The sequence below is a fragment of the Streptomyces sp. NPDC025273 genome (assembly GCF_040638585.1).
GTDB lineage: Bacteria > Actinomycetota > Actinomycetes > Streptomycetales > Streptomycetaceae > Streptomyces > Streptomyces cinereorectus.
Window position 1 is genome coordinate 1 of sequence record NZ_JBEZYP010000003.1, and the last position, 14,479, is coordinate 14,479.

The 14,479-nt window shown below is 70.9% G+C and carries 16 protein-coding genes and 1 pseudogene; 6 read left to right on the forward strand and 11 right to left on the reverse strand.

Annotated elements, in window-relative coordinates:
- Nucleotides 1–125: 125 nt before the first annotated feature.
- On the reverse strand, nucleotides 126–941 hold the full coding sequence (locus AB0F38_RS07140; protein ID WP_361887971.1) for a PepSY domain-containing protein: 816 nt from the start codon (nucleotides 939–941) through the stop codon (nucleotides 126–128).
- Between the two features lie 213 nt (nucleotides 942–1,154).
- Entirely contained in the window at nucleotides 1,155–1,409 is a 255-nt protein-coding gene (locus AB0F38_RS07145; protein ID WP_361888872.1) for a DUF5133 domain-containing protein, read from the reverse strand.
- A 270-nt stretch (nucleotides 1,410–1,679) separates the two neighbouring features.
- Here AB0F38_RS07145 and AB0F38_RS07150 point away from each other — a divergent pair, with 270 nt between their 5' ends.
- From AB0F38_RS07150 to AB0F38_RS07175, 6 genes are all read left to right on the forward strand, one after another.
- Complete coding sequence (locus tag AB0F38_RS07150) at nucleotides 1,680–1,934, forward strand: DUF6296 family protein (protein WP_361887974.1); 255 nt, start codon at nucleotides 1,680–1,682, stop codon at nucleotides 1,932–1,934.
- Nucleotides 1,935–2,074: 140 nt separating this feature from the next.
- Complete coding sequence (locus AB0F38_RS07155) at nucleotides 2,075–2,836, forward strand: DeoR/GlpR family DNA-binding transcription regulator (RefSeq protein WP_361888874.1); 762 nt, start codon at nucleotides 2,075–2,077, stop codon at nucleotides 2,834–2,836.
- Entirely contained in the window at nucleotides 2,833–3,780 is a 948-nt protein-coding gene (gene pfkB, locus AB0F38_RS07160) for a 1-phosphofructokinase (RefSeq protein WP_361887977.1), read from the forward strand. Before AB0F38_RS07155 ends, pfkB begins: the two co-directional genes overlap by 4 nt.
- An 87-nt stretch (nucleotides 3,781–3,867) precedes the next feature.
- Nucleotides 3,868–5,850 carry a fructose-specific PTS transporter subunit EIIC gene (locus tag AB0F38_RS07165; RefSeq protein ID WP_361887980.1) on the forward strand — a complete coding sequence of 661 codons (1,983 nt, stop codon included), beginning with the start codon at nucleotides 3,868–3,870 and terminating at the stop codon, nucleotides 5,848–5,850.
- A 54-nt stretch (nucleotides 5,851–5,904) separates the two neighbouring features.
- Entirely contained in the window at nucleotides 5,905–6,177 is a 273-nt protein-coding gene (locus AB0F38_RS07170; protein WP_361887983.1) for an HPr family phosphocarrier protein, read from the forward strand.
- Nucleotides 6,178–6,179: 2 nt separating this feature from the next.
- A complete protein-coding gene (locus tag AB0F38_RS07175) occupies nucleotides 6,180–6,614 on the forward strand; it encodes a protein phosphatase (protein WP_361887987.1) in 435 nt (144 codons plus the stop codon).
- Nucleotides 6,615–6,664: 50 nt separating this feature from the next.
- On the opposite strand, the gene AB0F38_RS07180 is transcribed toward AB0F38_RS07175, so the two are convergent.
- From AB0F38_RS07180 to AB0F38_RS07220, 9 genes and pseudogenes are all read right to left on the reverse strand, one after another.
- Complete coding sequence (locus AB0F38_RS07180; protein WP_361887990.1) at nucleotides 6,665–6,952, reverse strand: hypothetical protein; 288 nt, start codon at nucleotides 6,950–6,952, stop codon at nucleotides 6,665–6,667.
- Between the two features lie 149 nt (nucleotides 6,953–7,101).
- A pseudogene (locus AB0F38_RS07185) lies at nucleotides 7,102–7,341 on the reverse strand (DUF2000 family protein); the annotation flags it as partial.
- 159 nt (nucleotides 7,342–7,500) lie between these two features.
- Nucleotides 7,501–8,010, reverse strand: coding sequence for a DUF664 domain-containing protein (locus AB0F38_RS07190; protein ID WP_361887993.1), 510 nt, complete (start codon nucleotides 8,008–8,010; stop codon nucleotides 7,501–7,503).
- A 78-nt stretch (nucleotides 8,011–8,088) separates the two neighbouring features.
- Nucleotides 8,089–9,096: an alpha/beta hydrolase gene (locus tag AB0F38_RS07195; RefSeq protein WP_361887996.1), complete on the reverse strand. Its 1,008-nt coding sequence runs from the start codon at nucleotides 9,094–9,096 to the stop codon at nucleotides 8,089–8,091.
- Between the two features lie 100 nt (nucleotides 9,097–9,196).
- Nucleotides 9,197–9,430, reverse strand: coding sequence for a hypothetical protein (locus AB0F38_RS07200; protein WP_361887999.1), 234 nt, complete (start codon nucleotides 9,428–9,430; stop codon nucleotides 9,197–9,199).
- A 6-nt stretch (nucleotides 9,431–9,436) separates the two neighbouring features.
- Complete coding sequence (locus tag AB0F38_RS07205; protein WP_361888001.1) at nucleotides 9,437–10,111, reverse strand: TNT domain-containing protein; 675 nt, start codon at nucleotides 10,109–10,111, stop codon at nucleotides 9,437–9,439.
- A 129-nt stretch (nucleotides 10,112–10,240) separates the two neighbouring features.
- A complete protein-coding gene (locus AB0F38_RS07210) occupies nucleotides 10,241–10,681 on the reverse strand; it encodes a nuclear transport factor 2 family protein (RefSeq protein WP_361888004.1) in 441 nt (146 codons plus the stop codon).
- Nucleotides 10,682–10,781: 100 nt separating this feature from the next.
- The gene (locus tag AB0F38_RS07215; protein ID WP_361888007.1) at nucleotides 10,782–11,489 is read right to left on the reverse strand and encodes a DUF4230 domain-containing protein; all 708 of its coding nucleotides are present in this window, start codon (nucleotides 11,487–11,489) and stop codon (nucleotides 10,782–10,784) included.
- Between the two features lie 146 nt (nucleotides 11,490–11,635).
- Entirely contained in the window at nucleotides 11,636–14,473 is a 2,838-nt protein-coding gene (locus AB0F38_RS07220) for a glycoside hydrolase family 48 protein (RefSeq protein ID WP_361888877.1), read from the reverse strand.
- Nucleotides 14,474–14,479 lie beyond the last annotated feature (6 nt).

The following is a 14,479-nucleotide window of genomic DNA, read 5'->3' on the forward strand; positions in this document are numbered from 1 at the left end:
CCGGGGGCCGCGGGGCACCCCGGGGCCGGGCCCCGCCGGCCCTCGTCGCCCGGGCCCACATAAACCCCTGGGGGGGCGCCGCCCGCCCGGGCCCCCCACCGATGTCTGGGAGTCGTCGTGCGGGGTCAGTTGTCGTCGGTTACCTCGTTGGTGATCTTGCCGTTCGCCGCATCCACCTCGAAGGCGGTCCTGTTCCAGTCCTCGGTGACTACGTCGACCTCCCAGACGAGGGTCTGGGTGTCGTTCTCGTCGAGGCCGACCGAGGTGACCGTGCCCTTCTTCTTGTCCGTGGCGACCTTGGCCGCCTGTTGCGGCGTCTGCGTCGCCTTGGTGAGCCAGTCCGCGATCTGCTGCTTGTCGGCGTCGGTCTGCTCCTCGTCGGGGACGGCCTCGATCACGTCGCCCGACACCGCGTCGATGGTGACGGTGTGCGCGGTGCCGTCCTCCTCGACCACCTCCGCGATCCACTTCGGGCCCGTGGAGCTGCCGCTCGGGCTCGGGCTGCCGGTCGCGGTGCCCTCCGGGCTCGGGCTGGCACTCCCGTCACCGCTGGGGCTCGCGCTGGGGCTCGCGGTGTCCTCGTCGTCCAGGCCCTCGAGGTCGAGGTCGGTCAGCTTGCCGCCGGACACCTCGCCCACCGCTGTCGTGGCGGCCTTGTCGAAAGTGACCTTGACGGTCGAGAGGAGCTCCTTGCGCGCGGTCTGGTCCTCGGTCAGCTGAGCCGTGCCGGAGGGACTGCCCGAAACGCTCTCGGACGGGGTGGCTGTCTCCTTAGGAATGACCTTCGCGGCTTCTGAGGTCGCCGCGGCGGTCCTGTCACCGCTGTCCTGCCCGCAACCGGTCACAAGGGCGGAGGCAAGGACGGCGCACAGGGCGCCGACGACACGGAGCCGGCGGGTGCGCGAGCAAGCGGTCTTGTTTCGGCGGGTCTCAAATCTCATACCCGCATGCCTAGCCACCTGGGCGATCAGTCATGTTGTCCGCCCGGCGGCTGTCACCCGATCGACGGTGCGGTCCGCCCATTCGCCGTGGTCGCACCGGCACCGGGGCGAGGCGGCGACCACCCCCGTGCGCACGGGCCCCGACGCGGGCCGCGGCACGAGCGAAGGACGCCGGTCAGGCGAACCAGCGTCCTTCGTACGGAATCGCGGGTGTCAGGCGGTGAGCTGCACCTCGGACGGTGTGCCTGCCGACATCACCGATCCTGCCGACGGGACGGCCCTCAACTGTGCCTCCGCGGCGCTCAGGGCGTCGGGTACGGTCCTGGTCCCGGTGGTGACACACAGGGTGTAGGAGACGTCCTCCAGGTGACGGACACTCTCGGGAGTACCGAGCCGTACATGAAGGCTACGCAGTGCTTCGTAGCGCTTGACGAGATTCCGCAGCGTTGCGGGATGGGCCATCAGCACGGCAGTTCCTCTCGACAGGGCGGCCGGGAGCACGAGGCCCGCGCCGACGAACTCCGATCGCGCCGGCAGTCCGCCCGGCGTCACGGGCGGCCGTGCGAAGGTGGCGGCACGCGCCGGTCCCTTGCAGATGATGGTCGCCCCGCCCCACGGAATCCGCATCCGGAATCACTCCGGGTCACGAGGGTCGGGCTCCCGAGCGCGGTGCGCGCCGGTGCGAAACAATGGGCAACGGGGCACCGGCCGCAGCCGTGCCCGAACGGGAGGTCACTCATGGATTACCCGGAGAGTTACGAGCTGATATTCCAGGCGGCGGGCGCCGAGGACGACGTGGTGGTCGTCCACCTCACGGCCCGGTCCGGTGCCGGCGGTCACCCGGTCTACGAGGACGAGTCCGGAATCGTACGCGCCGAGGTCAGTGAAATCGGTGAGGTGCGGATGCTGGCGAGCGGCGGGCACCAGGTACTCCGGGTGCCGCTGCTCGCCCGGCCGCTGAGCCACGGGACGGGCCGCCGCGCCGACGAATGAGGTCTCCCCATCCCCCGCCCCAGTGCACCCTGATGTCCATTCATGCCCACGCGTCATCCGAATGTGTTTACTTTCCGGAGATGCGACCGTAGCCTGCTGGTGAAACCACAGACTCGGGCATGAAATGGATACGTAACCACATGTACGCACCGGAGCGTCAGCAAGAGATCCTCCGCCTGGCCGGCGAGAGCGGCCGCGTCGATGTGCTGTCCCTGGCCGAGGAGTTCCAGGTGACCGCCGAGACCGTCCGGCGTGATCTCAAGGCTCTCGACCGGGCGGGATTCCTGCGCCGCGTGCACGGTGGTGCGATTCCGGCCGGGCGGCTCGGCTTCGAACCCGGTCTCGCCGAGCGCGACACGGTGGCCGCCGACGAGAAGGACCGCATCGCCGCAGCCGCGCTGGGCGAGCTCCCCGCCGAGGGCAACATCATCATCGACGCGGGGACGACGACCGTCAGGCTGGCCGCCGCCGTTCCGCTCGATTCCGGTCTCACCGTGGTCACCCACGCGCTGCCGGTCGCCGCGCGCCTCGCGGACCATCCTGGGATCTCGCTGCATCTGGTCGGCGGCCGGGTACGGCACCGCACCAGCGCCGCCGTCGACGCCTGGGCACTCAGCGCGTACAGCGAGATCAACGCCGATGTCGTCTTCCTCGCCACCAACGGCTTCTCCGCCGAGGGCGGCCTGACCACTCCTGATCTGGCCGAGGCAGCGGTGAAGCGCGCCGTGATCACGGCGGCCCGCCGGGTGGTGCTCCTCGCCGACTCCGGCAAGTTCGGCCAGGAGCACTTCGCGCGCTTCGGCGACCTCTCCCAGGTGGACCTGCTCATCACGGATACGGGGCTCAGCCCCGAGGACGCCCGGGCCATCGAGAGCCGGGGCACGGAAGTAGTACGCGCATGATCCTGACCGTCACCCCCAATCCCAGCCTGGACCGGACGTACGAGCTGCCCGGCCTCATCCGGGGCGCCGTCCTGCGGGCCACCGCGGACCGCGTCGACCCCGGGGGCAAGGGCATCAACGTCTCCCGCGCGGTCGCCGCCGCCGGGCACCGCACCGTGGCCGTCGCGCCGCTGGGCGGGCCGGAGGGCGAGCTGCTGGCCCGGCTGCTCGGTGAGCACGGCATCGAGGCCGCCGGGGTACCGATCGCCGGCAGCACCCGGATCAACATCACCCTCGTCGAACCCGACGGCGTGCTCACCAAGGTCAACGCGGCGGGACCAGAGATCACCACGGCCGAGGCGGAGTGCCTGCTGGACGCCGTGCGCTCACGGTCGGCGGGCACGGAGTGGATCGCCTGCTGCGGCAGTCTGCCGCGCGGACTGCCGCCCGAGTGGTACGCCGAGCTGGTCGCCCGCAGCCATCGTGCGGGGGCCCGTATCGCCCTCGACACCTCCGGGGCCGCGCTGGTCGCGGCGCTGAGTGAGCGGCCCGACGTGATCAAGCCGAACACGGAGGAGCTGGCCGAGGCGGTCGGCCGCCCGCTCGCGACGGTCGGTGACGCGCTCAAGGCAGCGCAGGAGCTGTGCGAGCTCGGGGCCCGGTCGGTGCTGGCCAGCCTGGGCGCCGCCGGACAGCTGCTGGTGGAGGATTCCGGAGCGTACTTCGCCGGCGCGCGGGTGGATGTCGTCCGCAGCAACGTCGGCGCGGGGGACGCGTCCCTCGCGGGGTTCCTCGCCGCGGGCGGAGCGGGCCGGGCGGCGCTCTCCGCCGCGGTGGCCCACGGCGCGGCCGCCGTACAACTGCCCGGAAGCGTCATGCCGACCCCGGCCGACCTCGATCTGTCCGCGGTCGTCACGACCTCGGACATCCCCATGGACCTCGCTCTGTCGGAGCCGGCCCCATGACCACCGCCGTCCCCCACCCAGCTGTACGAGCCCCACGTCCCACGAACCGACTGTCCCCAGGACGGTCCACGAGCAAGGAGCCCCGCGATGAGTGAGCTGATCACCGCGGAACTGGTCGACCTCGATCTGTCCGCCGAGACCAAGAGCGCAGCCGCCCGTTCCCTGGCCGAACGGATGGTGGCGGCCGGCCGCGTCACCGACCTCGACGGCTTCCTTGCCGACGTGGCGGCCCGCGAGGCCCAGATGCCGACCGGTCTGGACGGCGGCATCGGTATTCCGCACTGCCGGAGCGCCCATGTCGCCGCGCCTACGCTGGCCTTCGGCCGCAGCGCGCAGGGCATCGACTTCGGTGCCGCCGACGGTCCCGCGGATCTGGTCTTCCTGATAGCCGCACCGGCCGGTGCGGACGAGGACCACCTCACCATCCTGTCGAGCCTGGCACGGCGGCTGATGGACCCCGAATTCACCGGTGCGCTGAGGACGGAGGGCGATCCCGCCGCCGCGGCGGCCCTGATCCGCGGTGAGCAGGCGGCCGCTCCCTCCTCCGGAGAGGCCCAGCACACGGCGGACGGCCGGGACGCGGCCGACGAGCCGTTCCGGATCGTCGCCGTGACCTCCTGTCCCACCGGGATCGCACACACCTACATGGCGGCCGAGTCCCTGGAGGCGGCCGCGCGCGCCGCGGGCGTGGTCATCAGTGTGGAGACACAGGGTTCGGCCGGCTTCCAGCGGCTGGACCCCGCGGTCATCGCCGCGGCGGACGCGGTCATCTGGGCGCACGACGTCGAAGTGCGGGAGAAGGCGCGGTTCGCCGGCAAGCCCGTCGTCGATGCCGGGGTGAAGGCGGGGATCAGCCGGCCCGCCGAGCTCATCGCCGAGGCCCGGCGCAAGGCCGAACACGGCGAGATCAGCCGGATCTCCGACGGCCGCGACGACGCGGACGCGGGAGCCGGCGCGGCCGGCGGTTCCTCCGGGCACTTCGGTGTCCGGCTGCGGACCTATCTGATGTCCGGTGTCAGCTACATGGTGCCGTTCGTCGCCGCCGGAGGGCTCCTGATCGCGCTGTCGTTCGCCATCGGCGGCTACGAGATCGCGAGTGCCCAGTCCGTCGCCGAGCACTTCGCCTGGGGCGAGGCGGACAGCTGGGCCGCCCTGCTCAACCAGATCGGTGGCGCCGCGTTCGGCTTCCTGGTGCCGGTACTGGCGGGTTACATCGCGTACGGGATGGCCGACCGGCCGGCGCTCGTCCCCGGTTTCGTCGGTGGCGCCATCGCGCTCACGATCAACGCGGGCTTCCTCGGCGGCCTGGTCGCCGGACTGCTGGCCGGTGCGGTCGTGATGGCGATCCAGCGGGTGAAGGTGCATCCCACCCTGCGCGGCATCATGCCGGTGCTGGTGATCCCGCTGCTCGCGTCGACCGCCGTCGGATTCCTGATGTTCGTCGTGGTCGGGAAGCCCATCGCCTCGCTCCAGAAGGCCCTCACCGACGGGCTGAACGGGCTCTCGGGCTCCAACGCGGTGATCCTCGGTGTCGTCCTGGGCCTGATGATGTGCTTCGACATGGGAGGCCCGCTGAACAAGGTGGCGTACGCCTTCGCGGTGGGCGGCCTGGCCGACCCGACGCCGGGCAGCCTGAAGGTGATGGCCGCGGTGATGGCGGCCGGCATGGTGCCGCCGCTCGCGATGGCGCTCGCCACGACCGTGCGCAGCAAGCTGTTCACGCGGGCCGAGCGGGAGAACGGCAGGGCGGCGTGGGTCCTGGGCGCGTCGTTCATCAGTGAGGGCGCGATCCCGTTCGCCGCGGCCGACCCCCTGCGGGTGATCCCGTCGGTCATGGCCGGCGGCGCGGTCACCGGGGCGCTGTCCATGGCCTTCGGCTGTACGCTCCGCGCCCCGCACGGTGGCGTGTTCGTCGTGCCCCTGATCGGTGAGCCGTTCCTCTACCTGCTGGTGATCGCCGCGGGTACGGCGGTGGCGACGGCTCTGGTCGTCACCCTCAAGGGGCTGCGACGCAGCCCGGAGGTGGCGGCGCCGGCGGCCGGCGAGCCCAAGGTCCCCGTGGCTGCCTGACCCCCCGCCCGTACCGCAACCCGTAGACCGATTCGTCCCCTCAGGAGGGAATCCATGTACCAGCGCACCGTCTCCGTCGGCTCCCGCAGCGGGCTGCACGCCCGTCCGGCCTCGCTGTTCGTCCAGGCGGCCACCCGTCAGCCGGTCAGGGTGACCGTCGCACGCGAGGGCCGTGACCCGGTCGACGCACGCAGCATGCTCTCGGTGCTCGCCCTGGCGGCCCAGCACGGCGATTCGCTGGTGCTGTCCGCCGTCGGCGCGGGCGCGCAGGAGGCGGTCGAGGAACTGGCGACGCTGCTCGCGCAGGACCTCGACGGGAAGGCCTGATCGTGACGGAGGGATGGGATCCGGCCGGCACGGGCGTGATCGTGCTCCCCTCGGGCTGGCTGGTCCGCGGCCGCGGGCTGCGGCACCCGCTCCCCGAGGGCCCTGACCCCACCTTCGCGGTCCATCTGCTCGGCAGGCAACCGCCCCCGGCGGCCTGGGAGTCGCGGTGGCTGCGCTGGCCGGACTTCCGGCTGCCCAAGGACCGGGCGCAGGCCCGGACATTGCTCCGGGAAGCGCTGGACCGTGCCGCGACGGACCGGGTAGAGCTGGCGTGTGGGGGCGGGAAGGGACGGACCGGCACGGGGCTGGCCTGTCTTGCCGTGCTGGACGGTGTCCCGGCGGACGAGGCGGTCGCCTACGTCCGCCGGCACTACCATCCCGGCGCCGTGGAGACGCCCTGGCAGCGGCGGTACGTGCGGCGCTTCGATCAGCGGTGACGGGCGCGCGCCGGATGCGTGCGCACGGACCACGGATCACGCGGCGGGGCTCATTCCACCGCGTGCGGTACCGGAACCGTGGCTCCGCCTCCGGCGCGTACCGCCTCGACGACTCTCTGGTGGAAGGAACGGCTGGCTTCTTCGGAGGGGCACGGCACAGGACTTCCTGCCAGCGTGAACCAGTCCGAGGCGCCGCTGTACTGCACGGCTACCTCTGCCTGCCCTTCGGACCATGTCGTGTGTACGGTCAGATCGCCGTTCACGACGCCTATCTCTTCGGTGCGCACTCCGCCTGTTCCCGCGAAGACACCGCAGGTGGTCCACGATGCCCAGTTCATGACGCGTCACCCTTCGGGACGAAGACAAGCCTGCCCTGCGGACTGATTCCGAGTATGGCACCACGGACGTTCACTCGCACGGGTGTACCACTGCGTGCCCTGCCCGTTGCGCACCGCTGTCGGCCAGGCGTGCGTCGAAGCGCCCCTGGGATCTTGTCCACGGCGTCGCGGGGCCCGTGGAAGGCCGGGCCCACGCGGACCGGTCCGTCTCGGCCGACGGCGCGCACGGCGGCCCGGTCGGCCTTGCCGGGACCGGTCGCGACGAGGTCCGAGGTGAACACGGAGGTGATCGTGCCCCGGCCGACCGCCCGCGTGTGTGCCGTGGTCAGCGTCTCGTTCGCCCCGGCGAGGACGAGAACGGGCTGACGGAACATCAGCACGTACGGGGTCGTCGGCGTCGATCCGGCCCGGCGGCTGCTGCTCGGGGCATGCGTGCGCCCGAGGTGGCGGTGACCGTCGGCTTCCACGACCGGTCCCCACTTCTCCCGGCACTTCAGGCGTGTGGTCGGTGCGGGTCCGGGGCACTACGCGCGTACCGGGACCGCGGCTTACCGGCGCTCCAGCGAGCCGCGGACGAACGCCGCCTGACCCGCGTGCTGCAGGTCGTCGGCGATGACGCTGACCAGCCGCACGCCGAGCGTGACCGGGGGCGACCAGGACGCGTCGACGACGCGGTCCAGGGCCCGGCCGTCGAGCCCTCGGACGAAGGCCAGGGTCTGTTCGTGCACGGCGTCGAAGTACCCGAGGAGGAGGCCGGCCGAGGCCACCCGCACGGACGCCACCTGGGCGCTGGTATGGCCGTAGCCGGTGGACCCCTTCGTGAACGGCAGCCCGTAGCGGGCGGCCCAGTCCTGTGCGAGCCACGCCTGCTCGGTCCCCGCCGCATCCGCGACGTGGTCGTCCTGGACGCGCGTGAGGTGCCACACGAGCCAGGCGATCGAATTCGCGTCCGCGTCGAGCCTGGCGTTGAGTTCGGCGGGGGCCAGGCCTTCGACCGCGGCGTGCACCGTTTCGTGAATGCGCTCGAACGCATCGGCGAGAATGCCTGCACTGTTCATACGCCCACCTTGGCCGGTCCGCTTGCGGCGGCCCGACTTCGACACGCGGCCACGGGTGGCCCGGGGGTGGGGGGGCCGTCAGGCGTGCACCGTGTGCAGCCACCGCGTCAGCAGTGTGTTGACCTCGGTGGCGCGTTCCTGCTGGATCCAGTGCCCGCAGCCCTCCAGGACGTGCGAGGAGACCAGACCGGGAAGTGTGGTGGGGTAGGCGGCGATCGCGTCGGCCATCCAGGTCGTGGACGCGTCGAGGGCGCCGCCGATGAAGAGCGAGGGCCGGGTGAGCCGCGCTCCGTCCCAGACGGCCAGGTCCTCCCAGTCCCGGTCGACGTTGCGGTAGCGGTTGAGCCCGCCGGTCAGGCCCGTCCGCGCGAACTCGGCGCCGTACACGTCGAGGTCGGCCTCGGTGAGCCAGGACGGCAGTGGGCCCTCGGGGAAGCGGTCGCGCATGCGTGCGCCCGGGGGTACGAAGAAGGGACCGGCCTCGCCGGGTGGCGGCATCGTGTCGGCGGACAGTGCCGCGTAGAAGCCGGCGAGCCACCCGCGTACGTCGGTGTCGATCTCCGCCTCGGCGCGGCCGGGTTCCTGGAAGTAGCTGACGTAGAACTCCTCGCTCCCGCCGATACGGGCGAACCCGTCGGTGGGCCGCATCGGGTTCCACGGGGCGTAGGGAACGCTGAGCATCGCCACGGCGGTGAACATGTCGGGCCGCAGCAGCGCGCTGTTGGCCGCGATGGGCGAGCCCCAGTCGTGGCCGACGACCGTGGCGGTCTCCTCCCCCAGCGCGTGGACGACTCCGACGGTGTCGGCGACGAGGGCCGTCATCCGGTAGGCGTCCACGCTCGTGGGCGCCGACGAACGGCCGTAACCCCGTACGTCGACGGCGACCGCGTGGAACCCCGCCGCGGCGACGGCCGGCAGCTGGTGGCGCCAGGAGTAGGAGGTCTCGGGGAAGCCGTGGATCATGAGGACGAGGGGGCCGGTGCCCTGTTCGAGCAGATGGATCCGGCCGCCGGGCACGTCCACCAGCCGGTGGACGGCGCCGGGGACGGACGCGGAAGGCTCGGGAGAGGCAACGGGTTGCGGCATGGATCCTCCTGGAGTCCCCGGAATCGGTCTGCGTCACGATCATTCGGCGCAGCCGTGTTCCCGGGCAAGCGACCTTGCCGTTCCGGCAAACCGGCCGCCCTCACACGAGCAGGTGCAGAAGGTGTCCGCAGGCCGTGGCCTCGTCCGGGTGCCGGGCGAGCACCTCGTACGTACCGCGTTCGTACGCGCCGGTCTCCCAGGCCCCGTCGGGTGCCCGTCTCAGGAACAGGAAGTCGGTGGGTGTGGGGACCGGTTCGTGGACGCCTTCGATCCGGTAGTAACCGCCTGGCACCCTTGCCGCGTCGAGCGCGGACCGCAGTTCACGGCGTTCCACGGGTGGTTACGCGCCCGCGGGCGTGAGATAGGCGTGGTCCAGCAGCCACTTCACGTTGAGCCGCTCCCCGGCGCCCGGGTCGAGGAAGACCGCGTCGAGCTTGATCTGCTGCCCGCCACCGCGCTGCTCGAACCACGGAGCGATGCCGCCCTGCCAGACCCAGAACGGTTTGGCGACCTTGTAGACCCGGTAGTCGCAAGGGACGGCGGCATCACGGGTGCTGAGGTTCTGCGGGGGAAGGGCCCGCTCGGTGTACGCGTCCCCCGCCGGCGCCAGGTAGCTGCCGTACTCCGAGCCGAAGCGGTCCAGGCGCTGGCCGGGACGCAGCTTGGCGGGCTCCTTGTCGATCTCGCCGTTGACCTCGGCGAAGCCGTCGTTGGGCGGGTACTTCCAGCCGCCCGTGTCGGCGGGACCCTCCCAGTACTTGGCCAGGAAGGCGGACGGTGACAGGGCTCCTGTGCGCTTGTAGCCCTTGAGCAGCGGGCCGACGGGGGCCTGGGCCGGGTTCGGGAGCCACGTGGGTCCCAGCCGGGCGTCACCGAGGAACTCGCCGGTGCACGGGTCGTGGCGGACGGCCGCCGACGAAGCGAGTTCCTGGTGCGGTGCGGCACTCGCGGCGGGGGTCGCCACGAGCCCCGCGGTGATGCCGATCGCCGCAAGTGCGCTACGGATACGGTTCATTCGGAGGTCCCCTCGATTGCCGATCAACAGCCGGACAGGACACGAAGGGTAGTTGCTCGATCGCGCAGAGTGTCCGCGCCATGCCGTCGAGCGGCCCGGCCGCAGAGCGCGGCCGGGCTCCTCGGAGGATCAGCCCCCGGCCGGATCCGGCACGAGACCGTCGGCCGCCAGACCCGCGAGGACCGCCGCCCCCAGGGTCTCGACGGCGGACATCGGACGGACCATCACGGTGAACTCCTCGATGAGGCCCGCCCCGTCGAACTGCAGCAGGTCGATCCCGTGGATCTCCTTGCCGTTCACGGACGCCTTGAACAGCAGGATCTCCGACGGGGTCGCGGTGTCCCCGGCGCTGGTGAGCGCTTCCCCCGCGAAGTGTCCGATGTAGCGGAAGTCCTCGAACGTACGCAGGAGCACACAGAAGAGCCCGAGCACCGTCGGCCTGCCCTCGAACGGAGTGAACTTCACCGGACTGAAGAGACGGACGTCCTCGGCGAACAATGCGTCCAGCGCCGGGAGATCACGCTTCTCGACGGCGGCCCGGAACTGCTCCGCGGTTTCGGCGGCGGTCATGGCCCTCACCCCTCGACTCGTCAGTCAACAATGTGACTGATCACTTCGATGAGTATGCCCCGGGCCCACCCGTCCGTGCGAGGAGTCGACGGCCGCGGCCTCAGGAGGGCGCATCGACGTAGCGCACGGTGACCTTGTCGAACCCGAGGGAGCCGAGGAGGCCCTTGAGCATGGCGGCCGTGTTCTTCTCGGCCCGCCCGGTGAGGCCGCTCTCCTGCGCCGCTTCGCCGATGTGCTTGACCGCCAGCTTGTTGACCGCCTGTTCGCTGCCGGGGTTGTCGGAGAAGAAGTCGCCGAGCCGGTCGAGGAGACCGCGCTGCTTGGACACGGCGTAGGAGCGGTCGGGGTCCAGCGCGGGCTTGCCCAGGACCGCGTGGGGCAGGCGCAGTTCGGCCGTGGTGCGGTCCTCGTTGACGACCACTCCGTCACGGGCGACCTTGCCGAGGTCGACGGAGGCTCCCACGGTACCGGCGCCCACATAGAGTGTGCGGGTGCCGCGGATGGCGTCGGGCAGGAACTTGGCGTCCTTCTCCAGGTCGACGACGACCTGGAAGTTGCCGGAGGCCGCCTCGTACGTGCTCATGTCCTGGATCGACTTGAGGACCGCGGGCCCGGAACGGTCCGTGGTCTCCTCGCCGAACACGCCGCCTAGCCCCGGCAGAAGGCTGATCCGGGTGCCCACGAGCAGCAGGACCACGGCCGCCGCGCACACGCCGGCGAACGGCAGGCATCCGCGCATGCGGTTGCGGCGGGGCGCCCCGCCGTCAGGGCCCGGGGTGCTGTCTGTCCTTACATCTGTGGACGTCATGCCTTCCGTGTGACCCGCTCCGGCCGATTCAGTCCATCGGGCGGTGCGACTACGCCAGATCCTGTACGAGCTCGCCGCTCCGCCCCCGGCCCATGGGCGAGGTGGAGGGATCCCGGCCGGCCGGGATCCCTCCACCTCTCGGTCACTCACTCCAGGAGGTCGGAATACGCCCCCAGAGCCAGTGCGATGTCGGCCTGTGCCCAGAACCGGTGGTAGGTGAAGACCGGTGCGGCCCCACCGTCCAGATAGCTCTGCACCTTCGGCCAGTTCGGGTCGTCCTCGTAGAACGACCGGATGGAGAGGAACGTCGAGTCGTTGTCGACGGTGTCCCCGTTGGGCATGGCGCCCGTCCAGCCGTTGGGGACGTACACCGGGTCGTCGAACCGGTTGTAGTCGGCGCGGGTCTCCGGCACCGCCACCCCCGCTCCGTCCTGGTAGTGCTCCCACATGCCGTCGAGCAGCGCCTGGGCCGTGGCCTTCGCCTCCGTGTCACCGGACTTGGCGGCGTAGTAGGTCAGGGTCCTGGCATAGGCACCCGCCACCCCGACGTCGTTGGTGTAGTCGGCGACCGTGACGTGGAGCCCGTCGTTCGCACCGGGGCTCGACGCGTTCCAGGTGTCGGGCGCGCCCGACCACTTGAGCGTGGACGGCATGAGATAGGTGCCGTCCGGGTTGACCGTCGTCTCGGACAGGGCCCAGTCGACCCACTTGTCGAGCACGGCCTTGGCCTGGGCGTCACCCGACTCGTGGTAGTACTCGGCGACGCGCTCCATGGACCACGCCTGGAAGCCGAACCACTGGTTGGACGGCGGGTCGTGGTAGACGGGCTTCTCGTCGTAGTACATGCCGTAGAACGTCGGCGTGCCGACCGGCGGCTGTGCGTAGCTGCCCTTCCAGCTGTTGGTCGCGCCGCCCGCGATGGCACCCTCGTCGGACTGGAGCCACTGGTAGAAGTCCAGCTGCCTGTCCAGGCTCTTGGCCCAGTCCTGCTGGCCCGTGGCCGACTTGGGCTTGAGGTCGGCGACCGAGCTCAGGGCGTACGCCGCCATCGGGTTCTGGTATCCGCCATGGGCGTGGCTGGACCCGATGCGCCAGGACCAGCCCGCCGACGTGTCGGTGGCGCCGCCCCAGGCGTAGTACCAGGACATCAGGTAGTGCGCGCTGTCCTTGCCGCTGCCCGCGGGGCAGGCGGTCGGGCCGACGCAGTTGCCGACCTTCTTGAAGTACTTGTCGAACATGGAGTAGCGCAGGTAGTCACCCATCTTCGCCGCCTTGCCGACGGTGGCCGCCACCTCACTCGACTTGCCCTGTTCCTCGGCCCAGATGTCGGCCCAGTAGGCGGCCTGCACGGCGCGGGCGTCCGCGTCCGGGGCATTGGTGAACTTCCACTGCTTGGCGTACGAGGCGTCCCCGGTGAACAGGTCCAGGTAGCCGTTGTCGCCGCCGTACGTGAAGTTGTCGCAGGTCGGGTGGGTGACGGTCTCCCAGACGGACTCCTGCGGTCCGCGCTGGAAGGTGTTGATGTACGACGGTCCGGTGTCCGTGGGACCGGCCGCGCACTTCCCGGGCGAGTTGCCGTATCCGTAGACGTTGTCGACGTCCTGGATCCAGTGCATGCCGTAGATGTCATCGGTGCCGTACGCACTCTTCAGCTCGGCCGCGATCGGGTCCGACCCGGAGGCCGCGGATCCGTCGAGCACCGCCGGGTACTCGTTCGGGGTGTCGTGCTCGGGCGCGTAGGTGGCGGGCTTGGAGGCGTTGTAGAAGGAGTTCGTGGGCTGGTCGGCGTGCGTGGGGATCATGTACTTCTCCATGGTGTCCCACGCACCGTTGAACTTCGTCCAGTCCCCGGTGATCTTCCCGTACATCGCCTGCAGCCAGATCAGGTAGCTGTACGCCTCCGACGTCGTCTCGTGCCCGTGGTCGGGGGCCTCGACGATCAGCGTCTCCACGGAGTGGTAGGGGATGCCCTCCGAGGAGAAGTAGCCGTTCGCCGGGTCGGTGATCTTCCCGTACAGGTCGAGGAAGCGGGCGTCGTACTCCTTCGCCGCCGCCAGCTGGGTGACGGTGACCTCGGCCTTGCCGTGGCCGGGCGCCGTCACGGTGAACGTCGCGGCTCCGGTGCCCGAGGCGTCGGCCGAGACGGTCACCTTCTGCGCCGTGGACCAGTTCGACGGAGTGAAGGTGAGGCTCGCTCCACCGCTGACGCTCAGCCCCGTGTTGCCCGCGGACCGGGCCACCGTGACGGCGACATTCGCCGCCGGCCGGGTGGAGAGCTTGACGTCGAAGGTGCCGGACTTGCCCTGCTGGACACCGAGTTGGGCCGGTGTCGCGACTACGGCGGGACCGGCGGCGACGGTGATGCCGGCCGGGGTGGACTCCGCGGAGGCACCGAGGCTGTCGTAGGCCCTGGCGTACACGGAGTGGCTGCCGGCGGCCAGGCCCTGGGCGCTGTAGGTGTAGGGGGATGTCGTGTCGGTGCCGAGCAGTGTCGTGTTGTCGTAGAACTCGACCTTGCTGATCCCCGCTCCGTCCGCGGCCGCCGCGGTGGCGGCCAGGGGTACCGGGTCTCCGGCGGAGAAGACGGCGCCCGCCGCCGGGGAGGTGAGGACGGTGATCGGCGGCTGGTGTGCTCCCGCACAGGCCGTGCCGTTGACGGCGAAGGCGGTCGGAGCGCTGTTGGTGCCGCTGTAGGAGAACTGCGCGCCCGTCGTCACAGCGGCCCCGGCGGCGATGGTGCCGTTCCAGGCCGCGTTCTTGACGGTGACGTTCTTGCCGGACTGGGACCAGGTTCCGTTCCAGCCGTTGGTGAGCTGCTGGTTTCCGGCGTAGGCGTAGGTCAGGGTCCAGCCGTCGATCGCGGCGGAGCCCCGGTTGGTGACGGTGAGTTCGGTGCTGAAGCCCGAACCCCAGTCATTGGTCTTCTGGTCGACACTGCACTGCACGGCGGCGGCCTGGGCGGGGGTGCCCGCCGCGGCGGTCATACCCAG

Coding starts and splice junctions, on each gene's coding strand:
- AB0F38_RS07140 (WP_361887971.1), bottom strand. CDS start 941: ATGAGATTTGAGACCCGCCGAAACAAGACCGCTTGCTCGCGCACCCGC.
- AB0F38_RS07150 (WP_361887974.1), top strand. CDS start 1,680: ATGGATTACCCGGAGAGTTACGAGCTGATATTCCAGGCGGCGGGCGCC.
- AB0F38_RS07155 (WP_361888874.1), top strand. CDS start 2,075: ATGTACGCACCGGAGCGTCAGCAAGAGATCCTCCGCCTGGCCGGCGAG.
- pfkB (WP_361887977.1), top strand. CDS start 2,833: ATGATCCTGACCGTCACCCCCAATCCCAGCCTGGACCGGACGTACGAG.
- AB0F38_RS07165 (WP_361887980.1), top strand. CDS start 3,868: ATGAGTGAGCTGATCACCGCGGAACTGGTCGACCTCGATCTGTCCGCC.
- AB0F38_RS07170 (WP_361887983.1), top strand. CDS start 5,905: ATGTACCAGCGCACCGTCTCCGTCGGCTCCCGCAGCGGGCTGCACGCC.
- AB0F38_RS07180 (WP_361887990.1), bottom strand. CDS start 6,952: ATGAACTGGGCATCGTGGACCACCTGCGGTGTCTTCGCGGGAACAGGC.
- AB0F38_RS07190 (WP_361887993.1), bottom strand. CDS start 8,010: ATGAACAGTGCAGGCATTCTCGCCGATGCGTTCGAGCGCATTCACGAA.
- AB0F38_RS07195 (WP_361887996.1), bottom strand. CDS start 9,096: ATGCCGCAACCCGTTGCCTCTCCCGAGCCTTCCGCGTCCGTCCCCGGC.
- AB0F38_RS07205 (WP_361888001.1), bottom strand. CDS start 10,111: ATGAACCGTATCCGTAGCGCACTTGCGGCGATCGGCATCACCGCGGGG.
- AB0F38_RS07210 (WP_361888004.1), bottom strand. CDS start 10,681: ATGACCGCCGCCGAAACCGCGGAGCAGTTCCGGGCCGCCGTCGAGAAG.
- AB0F38_RS07215 (WP_361888007.1), bottom strand. CDS start 11,489: ATGACGTCCACAGATGTAAGGACAGACAGCACCCCGGGCCCTGACGGC.
- AB0F38_RS07220 (WP_361888877.1), bottom strand. CDS start 14,473: ATGACCGCCGCGGCGGGCACCCCCGCCCAGGCCGCCGCCGTGCAGTGC.